Origin of the sequence: Anaerotruncus sp. AF02-27, assembly GCF_003465835.1 — a bacterium.
Taxonomy (GTDB): Bacteria; Bacillota; Clostridia; order Oscillospirales; family Ruminococcaceae; genus Anaerotruncus; species Anaerotruncus rubiinfantis.
Genome location: NZ_QSBX01000045.1, coordinates 1 through 14,869, shown reverse-complemented (window position 1 = coordinate 14,869; position 14,869 = coordinate 1). Strand labels below are relative to the sequence as shown.

Annotated in this window: 16 protein-coding genes and 5 tRNA genes; 14 read left to right on the top strand and 7 right to left on the bottom strand. The window is 56.6% G+C overall.

The annotated features are described in order from the left end of the window. The 3 genes from DWV16_RS18115 to DWV16_RS18105 form a co-directional block, all read left to right on the top strand. On the top strand, positions 1-337 hold a 337-nt coding region (locus DWV16_RS18115), incomplete at its 5' end, for a hypothetical protein (RefSeq protein ID WP_255420086.1). 99 nt (positions 338-436) lie between these two features. Beyond that, a complete protein-coding gene (locus DWV16_RS18110) occupies positions 437-628 on the top strand; it encodes a hypothetical protein (RefSeq protein ID WP_066457737.1) in 192 nt (63 codons plus the stop codon). Beyond that, on the top strand, positions 603-2,234 hold the full coding sequence (locus tag DWV16_RS18105; protein WP_118480833.1) for a recombinase family protein: 1,632 nt from the start codon (positions 603-605) through the stop codon (positions 2,232-2,234). Before DWV16_RS18110 ends, DWV16_RS18105 begins: the two co-directional genes overlap by 26 nt. Here DWV16_RS18105 and DWV16_RS18100 read toward each other — a convergent pair. Further along, positions 2,221-2,421, bottom strand: coding sequence for a sporulation sigma factor SigK (locus DWV16_RS18100; RefSeq protein ID WP_066457743.1), 201 nt, complete (start codon positions 2,419-2,421; stop codon positions 2,221-2,223). The genes DWV16_RS18105 and DWV16_RS18100 overlap by 14 nt on opposite strands. 189 nt (positions 2,422-2,610) lie before the next feature. On the opposite strand from DWV16_RS18100, the gene iorA reads away from it, so the two are divergent. The 11 genes from iorA to DWV16_RS18045 all read left to right on the top strand — a co-directional run bounded on the left by iorA (position 2,611) and on the right by DWV16_RS18045 (position 10,078). Next, entirely contained in the window at positions 2,611-4,386 is a 1,776-nt protein-coding gene (gene iorA / locus DWV16_RS18095) for an indolepyruvate ferredoxin oxidoreductase subunit alpha (RefSeq protein WP_118480841.1), read from the top strand. After that, entirely contained in the window at positions 4,386-4,976 is a 591-nt protein-coding gene (locus DWV16_RS18090) for an indolepyruvate oxidoreductase subunit beta (protein WP_118480839.1), read from the top strand. Before iorA ends, DWV16_RS18090 begins: the two co-directional genes overlap by 1 nt. A gap of 615 nt (positions 4,977-5,591) precedes the next feature. After that, a complete protein-coding gene (locus DWV16_RS18085; RefSeq protein WP_066457746.1) occupies positions 5,592-6,824 on the top strand; it encodes a phenylacetate--CoA ligase family protein in 1,233 nt (410 codons plus the stop codon). A 131-nt stretch (positions 6,825-6,955) separates the two neighbouring features. After that, entirely contained in the window at positions 6,956-7,228 is a 273-nt protein-coding gene (locus tag DWV16_RS18080) for a DUF1294 domain-containing protein (RefSeq protein WP_118480837.1), read from the top strand. Positions 7,229-7,247: 19 nt separating this feature from the next. Further along, positions 7,248-8,321: a 6-phosphofructokinase gene (locus DWV16_RS18075; RefSeq protein WP_187116812.1), complete on the top strand. Its 1,074-nt coding sequence runs from the start codon at positions 7,248-7,250 to the stop codon at positions 8,319-8,321. Between the two features lie 141 nt (positions 8,322-8,462). Next, positions 8,463-8,538 (top strand) — tRNA-Val (locus DWV16_RS18070). 19 nt (positions 8,539-8,557) lie between these two features. Further along, positions 8,558-8,634: transfer RNA gene (locus tag DWV16_RS18065), tRNA-Asp, on the top strand. Between the two features lie 154 nt (positions 8,635-8,788). Continuing rightward, a tRNA-Phe gene (locus DWV16_RS18060) sits at positions 8,789-8,864 on the top strand. 3 nt (positions 8,865-8,867) lie between these two features. Then, positions 8,868-8,943: transfer RNA gene (locus DWV16_RS18055), tRNA-Gly, on the top strand. Between the two features lie 63 nt (positions 8,944-9,006). Then, a tRNA-Cys gene (locus DWV16_RS18050) sits at positions 9,007-9,081 on the top strand. Positions 9,082-9,193: 112 nt separating this feature from the next. Then, positions 9,194-10,078, top strand: coding sequence for a hypothetical protein (locus DWV16_RS18045; RefSeq protein ID WP_118480831.1), 885 nt, complete (start codon positions 9,194-9,196; stop codon positions 10,076-10,078). Between the two features lie 9 nt (positions 10,079-10,087). Here DWV16_RS18045 and DWV16_RS18040 read toward each other — a convergent pair whose 3' ends face one another. From DWV16_RS18040 to DWV16_RS19435, 6 genes are all read right to left on the bottom strand, one after another. Beyond that, entirely contained in the window at positions 10,088-10,552 is a 465-nt protein-coding gene (locus tag DWV16_RS18040) for an 8-oxo-dGTP diphosphatase (protein ID WP_066457753.1), read from the bottom strand. A 109-nt stretch (positions 10,553-10,661) separates the two neighbouring features. After that, positions 10,662-11,282 carry a hypothetical protein gene (locus DWV16_RS18035; protein ID WP_066457756.1) on the bottom strand — a complete coding sequence of 207 codons (621 nt, stop codon included), beginning with the start codon at positions 11,280-11,282 and terminating at the stop codon, positions 10,662-10,664. Positions 11,283-11,310: 28 nt separating this feature from the next. Continuing rightward, complete coding sequence (locus tag DWV16_RS18030; RefSeq protein ID WP_158572976.1) at positions 11,311-13,149, bottom strand: CotH kinase family protein; 1,839 nt, start codon at positions 13,147-13,149, stop codon at positions 11,311-11,313. 10 nt (positions 13,150-13,159) lie between these two features. Further along, positions 13,160-13,831 carry a DUF4956 domain-containing protein gene (locus tag DWV16_RS18025; RefSeq protein WP_118480827.1) on the bottom strand — a complete coding sequence of 224 codons (672 nt, stop codon included), beginning with the start codon at positions 13,829-13,831 and terminating at the stop codon, positions 13,160-13,162. 32 nt (positions 13,832-13,863) lie between these two features. Further along, the gene (locus tag DWV16_RS18020) at positions 13,864-14,553 is read right to left on the bottom strand and encodes a polyphosphate polymerase domain-containing protein (RefSeq protein ID WP_118480825.1); all 690 of its coding nucleotides are present in this window, start codon (positions 14,551-14,553) and stop codon (positions 13,864-13,866) included. A gap of 6 nt (positions 14,554-14,559) precedes the next feature. After that, a partial coding sequence (locus tag DWV16_RS19435) for a hypothetical protein (protein WP_207661954.1) occupies positions 14,560-14,869 on the bottom strand: 310 nt, incomplete at its 5' end.

Sequence of the window (14,869 nt, the reverse complement as noted above, 5' to 3'; positions counted from 1 at the left end):
GCTCCCAATCATTGCGGAAGATATGAGCTTGAGTTTGGACAATGATACGCATATTGAAAAGAAAGAGGCCCCCAGGGAAGATCCTGGTCGGGGACGGCGGTCACTGGCGCAGCTGTTCGAGGGGCTGAAGGCCCGCGGTACGCCGGTCGCCGTGGATCATATTGCAGCCGATATCGACAGCTTTGTGAAAACGGTGCGGTTTGACGGCTGGCAGGAGACGCTCACCGGGAAGCAGGAGGTCAAAAAAGCGCTCCGGAATGTGATCTGGCTTAAGTATAATATCAAAGACAAGGAGGTCTTTGACAAAGCGTTCCGTGAGGTCGAAAAATACTACTGATTTCAGTCGGATCCCATAGCCCCCGTGTGCCGGACGGTTTCAGCCGTCCGGCATTTTTGTCCCTGTCCCACGCATATCCATGAAAAGAGGTGATGAATTTTGGAAAGCGTACAGCGCGAACTCATGAGCGTCCTGCTGGGGAAGATCCATTCGCTCGGCCTGATCTCAAAAACGACCTATCTAAACGCCGAGGACGGTTTGTATTCCGGAAAAGGCCTGCCGGAGCTGCTGGGGCCTGTGCGCCAGGAAAAGGAGGCCGGCGGGGATGGATATACGCAGGGCGCGCGGTGAGATGCGGCTGGGAAGGCCGGTTTTCGACCTCCCATTGCGGGTGACCTTTTACGCAAGAGTTTCCACCGACAGGGACGAACAATTGAACAGCCTGGAAAACCAGGTGCAGTATTACACCGAACTGATTCAGTCGAAGCCAAACTGGACCTACGTTGAGGGATATATTGACGAGGGGATCAGCGGGACGAGTACCAAAAGGCGGGACAGCTTTAATCGGATGATCGCGGATGCCAAAGCGGGGCGCTTTGACTTTATCATCACGAAGGAGATATCCCGCTTTTCCCGTTCCACCCTGGACAGCATCCGGTATACGCAGGAACTGCTGGAGCACGGCGTCGGGGTGCTGTTCCAGAACGACAATATCAATACCCTCGACTCGGACAGCGAATTCCGGCTGGTAGTCATGGCCGGCGTGGCCCAGGATGAGGTGCGAAAACTCTCCGAGCGGCTCAAATTCGGATTCCGGCAGGCTATCAAAAACGGCCACGTGCTGGGTAACGACAGATTGTGGGGCTATGACAAAAAGGACTGTGCGCTGACCATCAATGAGGGGGAAGCACAAGTGGTCCGCCGCATCTTCGATCTCTACGCCAACCAGCAGATGGGGATACGGCGCATCTCACAGACATTATTCGATGAGGGTTTCACCAGCCGCAAGGGCAACCCCTTCAATGTGCTGACCATCCGCAACATCCTGCAAAATCCCAAATACAAGGGCTGGTACTGCGCCAACAAGTCCCAGACGGTGGACTACCGCAGCAAGCGCAAGATCTTTTTGGATGAGAGCGAGTGGGTGATGTACCCCGACTCGGCCGTTCCAGCCATCGTATCGGAGGAGCTGTGGGACCGGGCCAACGCCCTCTATAAGCGGCGCAGCCAGCAGATGATGGCCCACCAGAGCGCGGCCGAATTCCACAACCGCTACCCCTACAGCGGCAAGATCATTTGTGAGGAGCACGGAACCAGCTTCCACCGGCAGGTGCTCAAAAGCGCCAGGGGGGAAAAGGAGGTCTGGCAGTGCCGGGTCTACCGCAACCGGGGCCGGGCGGCCTGCTCCGCGCCCCAGCTGCGCACCGCCGCGCTGGATCAGATCATGGCTCAAATCTTTGACCAACTGGCCCAAAACAAGCAAGCCATTGTGGACGCGGTGGTGAAGGTGATCAAATCGGTTCCTGATGAGCACGACTATGGCCGGGATGTACTGCGCATTGAGGAAGACCTGTCCGCGATCAACGCAAAAAAAGACCGTCTGCTGGAAATGAGCATGGCGGAGGCAATTTCCATCGAGGAGTTCAAGCGCCGCAACGACGGCTTCAATGAGCAAATTCGAGAGCTGGGGGAACGGCTGGAGCACATAAAAACTGAGGAGCAAAAGAGCAAGAGCTCCGTGGAGCAGCTGGATAAAATCAAAACCGTCCTCGAACAGGAGTTATCATTCGCCAATGGCATCAATTCCGAACTGGTGACCACCATTTTAGACCACATGGTGGTCAAAAAAGGATCTACCCGCGAAGAAGTATATCTGGATATCTATCTGAAATTCGGCGGTCCTTATAGGGCCGTTTTTGACCGGGAAAATTCCTCCTTCCGCATCAATCGTTATTAATAATATGTGCGACCAGCCGCAGATTGTGTTCGATGAGTTTTGCCTTCGCATCGGGATCGCCCGCGGCAATCGCCTCGAGACATTCGCGCTCCTCTTTTGCGGTGAGCGGACGCGGAAAGGAACCGGAGCCGGTGACGTGCAGGGCGAAATAGATGAGATTGCACAGGCAGACAAACATTGACAGCATAAGGGACCTCCTCTGCCGGTGCGTGCGTTGCCCGGCAAAATAATAGTACCGGGTATGGGTTACCCGGTACTATTTATATATATTGTTTTGCGGGGATTTTGTGCCAGTCCTTTGCAAACAACTGTAAAAAGGAGTATAATATCATCCATATAATGAATCGGGGAGGACGATCCAGTGAAAAAACTACTGATGGGCAACGAAGCGATTGCCCTGGGGGCGATCCGTGCGGGGGTCGGCCTGGTGGCGGGCTATCCCGGCACTCCATCGACCGAAACGCTCGAGACGGTCGCCAAATATAAACCGGATGGGATCTATGTCGAATGGTCGGTCAACGAAAAAGCTGCGATGGAAGTCGCGGCGGGCGCGGCTTACGCGGGCGTGCGCACGATGGTCACCATGAAACAGGTCGGGCTGAATGTCGCGTCCGACCCGCTGATGAGCCTTGCTTATGTCGGGGTTAAGGGCGGTATGGTTGTGCTGGTTGCGGACGACCCGGGACCGATCTCGTCGCAGACCGAACAGGATACCCGCCACTTCGCGCAGTTTTCAAAGCTGCCTGTGTTCGACCCGGCCTCGCCGGAAGAAGCCTACCTGATGATTGCAGACGCGTTCGAGCTTTCCGAGCGGCTGGGCACACCGGTGCTGTTCCGCCCAACTACCCGCGTCTGTCATGGCTGTGCCGCGGTCGAAGTGGAGGAACAGCGCCGCGGTGTGAATCCGGAAGGCTTTGTAAAGGACCCGCGCTGGGTGATCTTCCCGCGGCTTGCGTTCGAGAACCATAAAAAGATTGAGGCGCGCAACGCCGCGCTCTGCGATGAATTTTCCGACTACCGCTACAACACGGTCACGGGGAGCGGTCGGAAAGGGGTGGCCGCGGGCGGCGTGAGCTACAGCTATACCCGTGAGGCCGCAAAGCTTCTCGGAATTGACCCGAAGCTTTTGCGGGTGGCCACCCCATATCCGTTCCCGGAACGGCTGGCGCTCGAATTCCTGTCGGGGCTTGACGAGGTGCTGGTGCTGGAGGAGCTTGATCCGGTCATCGAACGGGAACTGATCTATCTATGCGGCAAGCACCATCTCAATGTGAAAATCCGCGGCAAGCTGACCGGCGATGCGCCGAATGCGGGCGAGCTTTCCACAGAACTGGCAAAAATTTCGCTTGCTGCTTATCTTGGAATCCCACTTCCGGCGCAGCAGCCGCGCAAAACGCCTCCGCTGCCAGTGCGCCCGCCGGTGCTCTGCGCGGGCTGTCCGCACCGGGCTTCGTTCTATGCGGTCAAGCAGGCGATGAAGGGCAGGAAAGCAGTATTCTCCGGCGATATCGGCTGCTATACGCTTGGAAACGCCATGCCGCTCGATATGGTGGACACCTGCCTGTGCATGGGCGCGGACGTGACCATCGCCCAGGGACTGCACCGCGCCGAACCGGATACGGTCAATTTTGCTTTTATCGGGGATTCGACCTTCTTTGCCTCTGGAATCACCGGCGTTATCAACGCTGTGTATAATGAAACAAATATCGTCCTGATTGTACTTGACAATTCGACCACCGCGATGACCGGACATCAGCCGCACCCGGGCACCGGGCGCACAATGATGGGCAACGTGGTGGAAAAGGTGAGCATCGCGAAGGTGCTCGGGACAATCGGCGTGAAGTCTGTCACACGGGTGAACCCGCTCGATCTCGACGCGGCGGTGAAGGCCGTAAGGGAAGCAGCCGCAGTGGATGGGGTGTCGGCAGTCATCTTTGAATCGCCCTGTATCGCGGTGACAAAGCCTCTGACTTTACATACGGTGGACGCAGGCCGCTGCATCGGGTGCAAAAAATGTATCCGGGAGCTCGGCTGCCCGGCAATCTCAATGGAGAACGGCAAAGCGGTGATTGAGCCGTCGATGTGCTACGGCTGTACCATTTGCGCGCAGGTCTGCCCGGCCGGCGCGATCGCTGTGGGAGGTGCAAGATGATGGAGCTGAATGTATTGCTTGCCGGCGTGGGCGGACAGGGGACGGTGCTCGCCTCCCGCCTGATTGCCCAGGCCGCGATGGACAAAGGCTTTTTTGCACGCACCGCCGAGACGATCGGCATGGCGCAGCGCGGCGGTTGTGTCGTGAGCCATGTGCGCGTCGGGGAGGAAGTATATTCCCCGCTCATCCCGCTCGGCACGGCGGACCTGCTCATCGGGTTTGAACCGGGCGAAGCGGTGCGCTGTCTGCCGTATCTAAAAAATGGCGGCACGGTCATCGCCGCGCAAAAGGCGATCATGCCGGTGACAGCGTCGCTCGGCGGCGCGGCATACGACGGGGCCGTAATGCTCGACTACCTCAGGGAAAATGTTCCGGACGTCATCCTGGTCGACGGGGAGGCGATCTGCGCCGCGTGCGGCTCGCCAAAGGTGCTGAACGTCGCGCTGCTCGGCGCGGCTGTCGCCTCCGGAAAGCTGGGTGTGACGATGGATGAGATGCAAAAGACGGTCGAGGCGCGCGTGCCCGCAAAATACCTGGAATTAAACCGTAAGGCGCTTTCGCTCGGCGCGCGGGCGGTGCCCGCAAAATGAACGGGAAATCCATGCCGCGCACCACGCTGCTTGCACCTTTGCGGCGCAGGGGGCATGAAACGTCGGATTCAGCCTTGAGCTGACTGCCTGTGGGGTGCGCTTGCGGAGCGGGACTTGACAAGGCATCTGCCGGGGTTTCGCAAGGGGATGGCTAGTCCCCTTGCGCGCATTCTTTTGGCGGTTTCTTGTGCGCACAAGAAACTGCCCCTGCGGAGCAACCCCGCGCCGACAGGCGCAAAAGCGGGACGCTCGCAGGGCGCAATCTGCATTTTACCTCTTGACAACCGGCAAAGTTGGTGCTTTAATAGAGAAAACAAAACCGTTGACGGAGAGATAAAACCGCAGGCGCACGCACAGAGAGCCGGGAATGCTGAGAGCCCGGACGGAACGCGGGGCGGACAAATGGACTCCCGAGGGCGCGATGAAAAGGTTCAAACCTGAGTATCCCGCGACGTTGGCCCACGTTACAGGGCGAGGAGCGTGTTGGCGTTCTGATGAGGTGGATGTCTCTGACATCAATCAAGGTGGTACCGCAGGTTTTACACCTGTCCTTGCAAAAGGACAGGTGTTTTTGTTTTTATCCAGCAGTTTTTAATATGACAGGAGTTGTTTGTTATGAAGATGAAGCAGCAGCAGTTCGACCTGATCAAGGCGCAGCTCAAAAAGCTGACCGGCCAGGAGGGCTTTTATAAAAACAAGCTGGAGGGGGTCGATATCGACGCCATCCAGTCGCAGGAAGATTTTGAGAAGCTCCCGTTTACCTGGAAGGGCGACCTGCGCGAAGCGTATCCGCTCGGATTGCAGGCGGTCCCGGATGAGGAGATCGTGCGCATCCATTCCTCTTCCGGCACGACGGGAACCCCGGTCATTATCCCATATACCCGGAAGGATGTCGAAGACTGGGCAATCATGTTTAAGCGCTGCTATGAGACGGCTGGCGTGACCCGTCTCGACCGCATCCAGATCACGCCGGGATATGGACTCTGGACGGCGGGAATCGGTTTTCAGGCGGGCGCGGAGCTTCTGGGCGCGATGGTCGTGCCGATGGGACCGGGCAATACCGACAAGCAGCTGCGGATGATGGTGGACTTAAAGTCCACGGTTCTGACCGCGACCTCCTCCTATGCGCTGCTGCTGGCTGAGGAGATTGCCCGGCGCGGGATTGCGGATCAGATTCATCTGAAGAAGGGGATCATCGGGTCCGAGCGCTGGGGCGAAAAGATGCGCAAACGGATTGCGTCCGAGCTGGGCGTGCAGCTCTACGACATCTACGGCCTGACCGAGGTCTATGGCCCGGGCATCGGCATGAGCTGCGATTACGAATGCGGGATGCACTACTGGGACGATTACCTTTATTTTGAGATCATCGACCCCAAGACCGGCGAAGTCGTTCCAGATGGACAGGTTGGCGAACTGGTCATCACCACCCTCAAAAAGGAGGGCGCGCCGCTCATCCGTTACCGCACCCACGACCTCACCCGCTTCCTGCCGGGCGACTGCAAATGCGGACTTGACTATCCGCGCATCGATACGCTGGTCGGCCGCACCGACGATATGGTCAAGGTCAAAGGGGTCAATATCTTCCCCAGCCAGATCGACGAACTTCTGCGCGATATTCCGGGCGCGTCGAGCGAGTACCAGGTGATGATCGACCACTTGAACGGCAAGGACATCATGACCCTGTTTGTGGAAACCGAAACCGGCGTAGACCGCGCGTCGTTTGCAGACCTTTTGCGCGATACTTTTAAAGTGAAGATCGGCATCACAATTGTTCCGAAGCCGGTGGGCGTCGGTGATCTGCCGCGCAGCGAAAAGAAGTCCACCCGCATCTTCGACAACCGTTATTGAAAGACGTTTTTGAAATCCAGGGAAGCGGCCCCAGCTGGCCGCTTCCTTTTTGCGTCCATAAAAAAGGATAGTAATTGAAAAAACCTGGTGCTATAATGAATGCAGATAAAAAGACAAAGAAAGGGAACACTATGCAGACATATTTGTTTTATTATCTGGCAATCGTAAACGTGGCCGTCCTGATCTTAGTGGGGATCGATAAATGGAAAGCAAAACATCATGCCTGGCGGGTCGCGGAGAAAACCTTTTTTACCGCGGCGCTTTTGGGGGGTGGCCCTGGCGTATGGGCGGGGATGTATCTGTTCCGTCACAAGACGAAACACTGGTATTTCGTCTGGGGTATCCCGCTCATTACCGTGGCGGAATACGGGCTGCTTTTCTGGCTTTCCTGGAACAGGGCGTAATACAAGGAGGAATAACAAAGTGGCAATGAGAGTGGGTATTTTGACGGCGGGCGGGGACTGCCCCGGATTGAATGCAACGATCCGGGGCGTTGCCAAGGCGCTTTATCAGAAGCTGGACGATGTGGAGATTGTGGGGATCGTGGACGGTTTCAAGGGGCTGATCGAGGGCGAATATCATGAGATGAAGCAGTCGGATTTTTCCGGGATTTTGACGCAGGGCGGCACGATCCTGGGCACCGCACGCACGCCTTACAAGATGATGAAGGTTGTCGAAGATGATGTGGACAAGGTTGCCCGGATGAAGGGCAACTATAAAAAGATGAAGCTTGACTGCCTTCTGACGCTGGGCGGCAACGGCACACACAAGACGGCGAATCTTCTGCATCTGGAAGGGCTCAATGTGATCGGCTTGCCCAAAACAATCGACAACGACATCTGGGGCACCGATGTGACCTTCGGCTTCCATACAGCGGTCGATCTGGGCACCGAGGTGGTCGACCGGGTGCACACGACCGCGAGCAGCCACAAACGGGTGATGGTCATTGAGCTGATGGGCAACAAGGCGGGCTGGCTGACCCTTTATACCGGGATCGCGGGCGGCGCGGATGTGATCCTGATCCCGGAGATCCCCTATGACATCAACAAGGTCATCAAGGCGGTTGAGCGCCGCGCGGAGCGGGGACGCGGGTTCTCGATCCTGGCGGTAGCGGAAGGCGCGTTTGATGTGGAAGAGGCGAAACTGAAAAAGAAGGAACGGGCCGAACGCCGCGCGGCGGCGGGGGAGGTGACCGCCTCCAACCGGATTGCCCGCACCATCGAAGCACAAGCGGGTTTTGAGACCCGGATGGTGGTTCCGGGACATTTCATACGCGGCGGAGCGCCGAGCGCCTACGACCGGGTGCTGGCCTCCCAATTCGGCGTCTATGCGGCGGGGTTGGTGGCTGACGGAATTTTTGGCGTAACGGTTGCCGAACAGCACAATATGGTGATGCATAACCCTCTGGAGGAGGTAGCGGGCAAAACCAAACTGGTGCCGGTTGATAATCAAATGGTTGCCACCGCACGCAATTTGGGGATTTCTTTCGGAGACTGAGCTGAATATGGGGGATGGGGCTTGAACTCATCCCCCATATATGGAAAAATTGGGGCAGAATTTTACAAAAGATGCAAAACACTATTGACAAATATGCCCCCAGCATTTATAATAAATAACGCACTGTTCGGAAAGACGTACGGGAGCTTAGCTCAGCTGGGAGAGCACCTGCCTTACAAGCAGGGGGTCACAGGTTCGAGCCCTGTAGTTCCCACCAGCCGTTTCAGATGTTTTATGGCCCGGGAGTTCAGTTGGTTAGAACGCTAGCCTGTCACGCTAGAGGTCGTGGGTTCGAGCCCCATCCGGGTCGCCATTTTCTTTGCACCGCAGGTGCTTCCACTGTTTTCGACCCGAATGGGGCGAGGACAGGTCGGCTGCGAAAGCAGCAAAAACATGCCGGGGGCATGTTTTTAGACCGCGGGTAGAGCCTATTCCATCCGGGTCGCCATTTTCCCTTTTTGGGATGTGCCTTTGTAGCTCAGTTGGTAGAGCAGAGGACTGAAAATCCTCGTGTCGTTGGTTCGATTCCGACCGAAGGCACCATTCGCGGGTTTAGCTCATTTGGTAGAGCGCCACCTTGCCAAGGTGGAGGTAGCGAGTTCGAACCTCGTAACCCGCTCCAACAAAAAGAGGCGATTGTGTATCACAATGTCTCTTTTTCCATATACTATAGTATATGGAATCTGGCGCCATAGCCAAGCGGTAAGGCAGGAGTCTGCAAAACTCCCATTCCCCGGTCCGATTCCGGGTGGCGCCTCCACGAAACAGGACTCATTTTTGGATAAAAATGAGTCCTGTTTTTTATCGTGCATGAAAACCGTTTCAAACCGGCACTGATTGAACGAAAAAGAACTGGATGAGGAGGACCCGTCATGGGAAAAAGGTGGATCGCGGGATTTTTGGCGCTGCTGGCGGCGCTGGTTTCATTCGGCTGCAGCGTGAAAACCAGGCCTCCCGAAACCTATGTGCAGGTGCAAAGCGCAGCGAGCGGCTTGAAATCGGCGGACCTGGAAGTTTCACAGCCGGACAGCATCGATCCAGAGCCGCCAGGGGAGGCCGGCGCGGCGGCTCCCGACGGCATGACCGCCGATCTGCGCGGCATCACAGATCCTTTTGCACGCGCGTCCGCGGCGGCCTTTGCGTTTCTCAACAGCGGGCAGTTCCCGCTGATGCAGTATGAGCTCGGACTGGCGGATTACAATCTTGACGGTATGCCCGAACTGGTGGTGGAAAGTATGGGCAACTGGGGCGGCAGCCATACGGTGTTGGGCCTTTCCGGTGACTGCTCGGAAATTCTCGGCGGCTATGAAACGGCAAACGGCCCGAACGAATTCTTCCTGTTCACCGGGGCGGCCGGTGAAACGCTCCTTGGGATGGAAGGCGCCGGCGGGCACGGATTCGAAAATTACGAAATCCGCCTCAGCTTCCAATACGGCCAAGACGGTGAGTTTACAGTATGGGAGCAGCGCTGGACCGAATGCTTTTCCCAGGACCGGCAAACGTCCTCAACAGAGGTTGCTGTGCTTTGCAACGATGAAACGATGGATACCTTTGAAACGCGGGAAGCAGCCGAGACTTCCGAATATGGCTGGTATTTTGCCGGGGAGAGGCTCACGGAATCCGCGCCGTTTGTGCTGGAAGGCGAGCTGGCCTCCACAGAGCCGGATGAAAGCCTGTGGGACAAGGTCTCAAAGGAGGAAATTGACGTGCGTATCGAGGCGCTCGAGGCGGCATACCAGGCGAAAATGCAGGGGTGAGCGCGCTGTTCAGATGGGCTTTCCATTGAGCGTGGCGGAAAGCAGCCGATCCCCTTCATAGACGAGCTTTAAAGAAAAGAACGGCCCTGGCCCGGAGATGAGCCGCAGGAAGATTTTGTCGCCTTCCCAAAGAGGGAGCTCGGCCAGCCTTTCCTTTGCAATCCAGGCGAGCTCCCCTTCGTCGCAGGTGATGAGCTCCCCTGTGAAGGCGCCGGACGTGAACAGGTGCATATATTCGGTTTCGTAGCGGTCGGAAACAAAGGTCACGATGCCGCGGTATTCCCACGCGGACAGGGTGAGGCCGGTTTCCTCCTTCACCTCGCGCAGGACGCAATCCTCGGGGCTTTCCCCATCCTCAAATTTCCCGCCGATGCCGATCCATTTATCGTGGTTCTCATCGTTTTCTTTCTTCACGCGGTGCAGCATCAGGTATTGGCCGTCCCGTTCGATATAACACAAGGTGGAATTTTTCATATCGGCGCCTCCATAAAAGGTTCTGACCCTATTGTAGGGCCGCGGCGGCGCGCGGTCAAGTAAAAAAAGGAGCTTCCCACGGATCGGGAAGCTCCTTTTGTCTGTTTTATTATTTTGTGCCGCGGGCGTCCTTGAGCGTTTCCACCGGGTAGTTGCTGACCGATGTGGTGCGGTCGTTGAGGGAAATCCGGCTGACTGCCGTAAACTGTGCGCCTTTGCGGATGGTCATCTCCCGCAGGTCTTTGGGATTGGCGGCGGAATAGACCTGCAGCGTTGCATCCTGCAGCGCGGTATAGGTGTTCTGAAACTCGATAACCGTGTCCTGCCCGGAATAATCCTTTGTGAGCTTCAAGCAGAAATTGCTGCCGGTGGCATTTTCGTTTTCGCGGTCGGTTGCGGAGATCTGCCGGACATAGTTTGCGCCGATGTTGATTTCACTCTTGCGGCGGAAAAGCGAAGTGTCTGAAAGCGGGGTGCTGTCCGCCACGCGGTAGCAGTCCCCTCCGTCATCGGTGATCCGTTCGGTCACGGTGCAATAGACCGAATCGCTGCGGATCGAATAGTTCCCGCTGCCTCCGTCAGAAAGCGGCTGGTAGTAATAGATCTTTGTGAGCGCGCAAGCTTCGCTTTCACCGGACAGGACCGGCGTGCCGTCCGCGGCAAAGGATACCGTCGGAATCAGGCAGGCGCACATCAGCGCGCAGGTGCATGAAACAAGCTTTTTCCACATGGGTGTTTTCCTCCAGTTTTCCAAAGGTTTAATTCAGCCGGCCCAGTTTCCTGCGCCGGAAGCATGAGACAAAACAGAGACCGATGAGCAGAATGCCCAGGCAGAGGCCTGCCTGTATGAGCGTTTCCCGGGAAAGGGCAGCTTCAGGCTGTCCGCGCGATGCTTCCGGATCGCCGGGAAAGCCTCCGCCGTCCGGCGGCCAGCCATTCTGCGGGCCTTCTTCCATCCGGCGGACACCGCCCTTATCTGCGAACGCCCGCGCATCCGCTGCGGAAAAGTCCGGCAGAACGCCGTTTTTACCGCTTTGCCCGCCCATGACGCCTTCCGGCATACTTTTGGGCGGCATGCCCGGAAACTCCAAGCCTGCCGCGCCGCCATCCGGCGGAGCTTGCCTGTCCGCGGTTTCATCGGGGGATGGCGGCTGCGCATCGGAAGGCTTTTTTGCTTCCCCGCGCCAGTCTGGATTCTGTGCGCCGCCCCTGCCGCCCATATTCATCTGGCCCATATCGGACAGCGTGATGGCCGAAGCGTCCACAAGACCGGAAGAATCCGCCTGCTGGCCTTCGGTGGTGGAGGGGATCGATCCGTCCAGCTGGCCCGATACGCTCTGCGCGCGCAAAAGGCCGTAAGCTTTGAGGGTGTCGGCCGCCTTTTGGTATTCCGTATAGGAGTAGAAAGCGGTTGCGTCGGTCTGCACATACGGGGCGATCAGCTTGTCAATCCGGCTGATTTGATCGGTGAACCGGCCGCCCAGGAAGTATTCGTTGGCGATCTTTTTCAGATGCTGGTGATAAAGTCCCCGGTATTCCTCCACCTCGAGCAATTTGGCCAGGATCGGGGATTTCTCCGCCGAAGTGCCGGAATAAGGGGTGTCGATGGGAAAATTGACCGCGTCCGATGCCGAATGGATCTGGTGCGCGCCGAACGAGAGATTGTAGTCCCACGGAAGCATCGAAAGCCGCCCATCCTGCTCATAGAGGTAATAGTTATGCTTGAGGTTGCTCAGGTAGCTGTCCAGATTGACCAGGAAGACGTTCGCGGCAAAATACCGAAGCACTTCATCAACATCAATATACTGCGCCAAATCTTCGCCTTTGTCAAGATGTTCGAGTGCTTCGATCACGCGAATCTCATCTTCTTCACGCGTTTTAAAAACGGCGTTTTTGAAGATTGCGGAATAACTGTTGGGGTCATTGTCGGTGTAGACAAGGTCATTTCCGCTTCCGCCGAGTCCGCTGCCCCCGCCTTCGCTCTCCGGCTTGTAGAGCGCGCCGTAATCGCTTCCAAAACTGCGCTCGGCAAATTCCTCCTCCAGAGGTTCGAGCGCCAGATACAGGCCGAAGGGCTCGCCGTTGAGGGTGATCTCAGCGTAGGTGAAGCAAGGGGAAGGCACCCCAATCCAGCCGAGCAGATCGTAGGAGAGAAATTCCTTCATATAGGTTGCGTCTGCGTAAAGATTGTTGAGCACCAGTTTGGAAAGCCCCTGGCAGGTCTGGCCATCAACATACTCGTCAAATTTGATCTTGAAGCTGTACCGGTCGGAATCCATGTTTGAAACACCGGTGAGGCTTGTGTTGCCTTTGGGACGGATCGCCGCGGAAGTATAAAGCGTGCCGTTCACGGTTACATCGCAGGCCGTATATTCTTCCGCGCGGGCGTTTTCGAGCATCGCCTCCCATTCGTTTGGGTCCATCCGGATATCCATCGTCAGGATATCCTGCCCGAAAAGTTTTTCCACATAGGCGGGTTGGCCGGTGGAAAGCCGCTCTGTCATCTCCCGCGGCGCAAAAAACATCAGCAGCACCAGCAGAACCGCCAGCGCCGTCACAGCCGCGGACAGGACCCAGAACCGTTTTTCGGTCATCATTGCGTCACCATCAGGACATGTACTCGCCATTGTAACTGACGAGTACGGCGCTGGTCACATTGGGCAGAGCGCTCAGCTCATTGACAAAATGGGTGGCCATCTGGCGAAGACGCACTTCCACAGTCAGTTCGATGCCGCCTGCCGAAACGGTTTTCGATTTGAGCAGGGACTTTTTCACCGCTTCATTGATAAAACGATTGACTTCGGCTTCCGCTTCATCATTTTCGCAGCTGACCACCAGAATATAGGGGTTATCAGAACTTTTTTTATTGACAAAGAGCACGAGGATAAGCCCGATGAAGAGCGAGCCGAGCACCGCGAGCGGCAGAAGCCCCGCGCCGGTGACAATACCCGCGGAAATCGACCAGAAAAGGAAGGCGATATCCATAGGTTCCTTGATGGCCGTGCGGAAACGCACGATCGACAGCGCACCGACCATACCGAGTGAAAGGATGACGTTTGAGGTGACCGCAAGGATGATGAGGGTGGTGATGAGGGTCATGGCCATCAGCGAGACGCCGAACGAGGCGGAATACATCACGCCGTTGAAGGTCTTTCGGTAGACCGCGAAGATAAAAAGCCCGAGCGCGAAGGCAAGCAGCAAGGCCAATGACATGTCGAGGATCGAAAAAGAGGAGGTTTTTTCAAGAAAACTGGATTTAAAAATATCGTTGAAGGTCATGGAAATCGACCCCTTTCTATTTTTTTACAGGCTCAAAGGTAACCGCCGGCGGCGCGGCAGGCGGCGTACTTGGAGAAAGCGGAGGATTGACGGCTGCGTTCCTGTACGATGCTGCCGATGAGATCGGGCAGGAAAGCGTCATATTTTACCTCGAGGATCATCGGGCTTTTCGCGAGGATGCAGGGAGCGTCCGGAAAAAGGAAATCCGCGCAGGAGAGCCCCATGCGGATCCGGCTGTCAACCGTGATCCGCACATTTCCGGCCGGATAAAGGTAGGCTTCCCGATCGTAGACGACGGGCGTTTTGGGGCGCAGAAGCTGGCAGCGGATCTTGCGGTAAAGTTCCATCACCAGTTCGCGGCGGTCGCTTTGCATCCATTCGATGTCTCTGGAAAGAATGCGTCCGCACTCTTCCGGGGTGATGACGGCAGACTGCTTACAGCCCAGGCTGTTGTGTTTGCTCTTCTTTTCGAGCCGCAGAAAGGAGGTGTCGCTGTTATAATACCGGATACGGAACTTCTCCCGGTGGTTGACCCCATCCAGTTTTTCACGAAGCGCTTTGTTGTCAAGATTGTCGAAATAGAGGCTGTGCACCGTATAGGAGCCGTTCGGCCCGGCGTGGCGGTCACGGGCGGCAACCTGCCGCAGCCGCTGGCGCAGGGAAAGATAATCGGCATAATTGATATAATGCTTGTATTCGTGCCGAAAGTTTGGTTTGCACACGTTTCGTCACTCCTTTTCAGTTGATGCTTCTATTTTCGCCGGTCTTTGTGACAAAATGGTGTGCGGATCGAGAAACAATTCTGAATATTTCCGGGGCGGTGTCATTTTCCGGAAAAACGGAGAAAAAGCGGGCGGCGCGACTCGGGAGAGATCGCACCGCCCGCTTGATAAGGGGCAGGGGGTTCCGGCGAAAGTGTGAAAAACACCGGAACCATGTATGAAAGGCAATTGCTCTGGATAATCAGTTGGGGAAGATACCGCGGATCTTCTTGGCGGCGACCAGGCGCTTGATGGCAACCATGTGCGCGCCCATGCG

Coding starts and splice junctions, on each gene's coding strand:
- DWV16_RS18025 (WP_118480827.1), bottom strand. CDS start 13,831: ATGACCTTCAACGATATTTTTAAATCCAGTTTTCTTGAAAAAACCTCC.
- DWV16_RS18090 (WP_118480839.1), top strand. CDS start 4,386: ATGGAGCTGAATGTATTGCTTGCCGGCGTGGGCGGACAGGGGACGGTG.
- DWV16_RS18030 (WP_158572976.1), bottom strand. CDS start 13,149: ATGATGACCGAAAAACGGTTCTGGGTCCTGTCCGCGGCTGTGACGGCG.
- DWV16_RS18105 (WP_118480833.1), top strand. CDS start 603: ATGGATATACGCAGGGCGCGCGGTGAGATGCGGCTGGGAAGGCCGGTT.
- DWV16_RS18040 (WP_066457753.1), bottom strand. CDS start 10,552: ATGAAAAATTCCACCTTGTGTTATATCGAACGGGACGGCCAATACCTG.
- DWV16_RS18100 (WP_066457743.1), bottom strand. CDS start 2,421: ATGCTGTCAATGTTTGTCTGCCTGTGCAATCTCATCTATTTCGCCCTG.
- DWV16_RS18045 (WP_118480831.1), top strand. CDS start 9,194: ATGGGAAAAAGGTGGATCGCGGGATTTTTGGCGCTGCTGGCGGCGCTG.
- DWV16_RS18035 (WP_066457756.1), bottom strand. CDS start 11,282: ATGTGGAAAAAGCTTGTTTCATGCACCTGCGCGCTGATGTGCGCCTGC.
- DWV16_RS18085 (WP_066457746.1), top strand. CDS start 5,592: ATGAAGATGAAGCAGCAGCAGTTCGACCTGATCAAGGCGCAGCTCAAA.
- DWV16_RS18080 (WP_118480837.1), top strand. CDS start 6,956: ATGCAGACATATTTGTTTTATTATCTGGCAATCGTAAACGTGGCCGTC.
- iorA (WP_118480841.1), top strand. CDS start 2,611: ATGGGCAACGAAGCGATTGCCCTGGGGGCGATCCGTGCGGGGGTCGGC.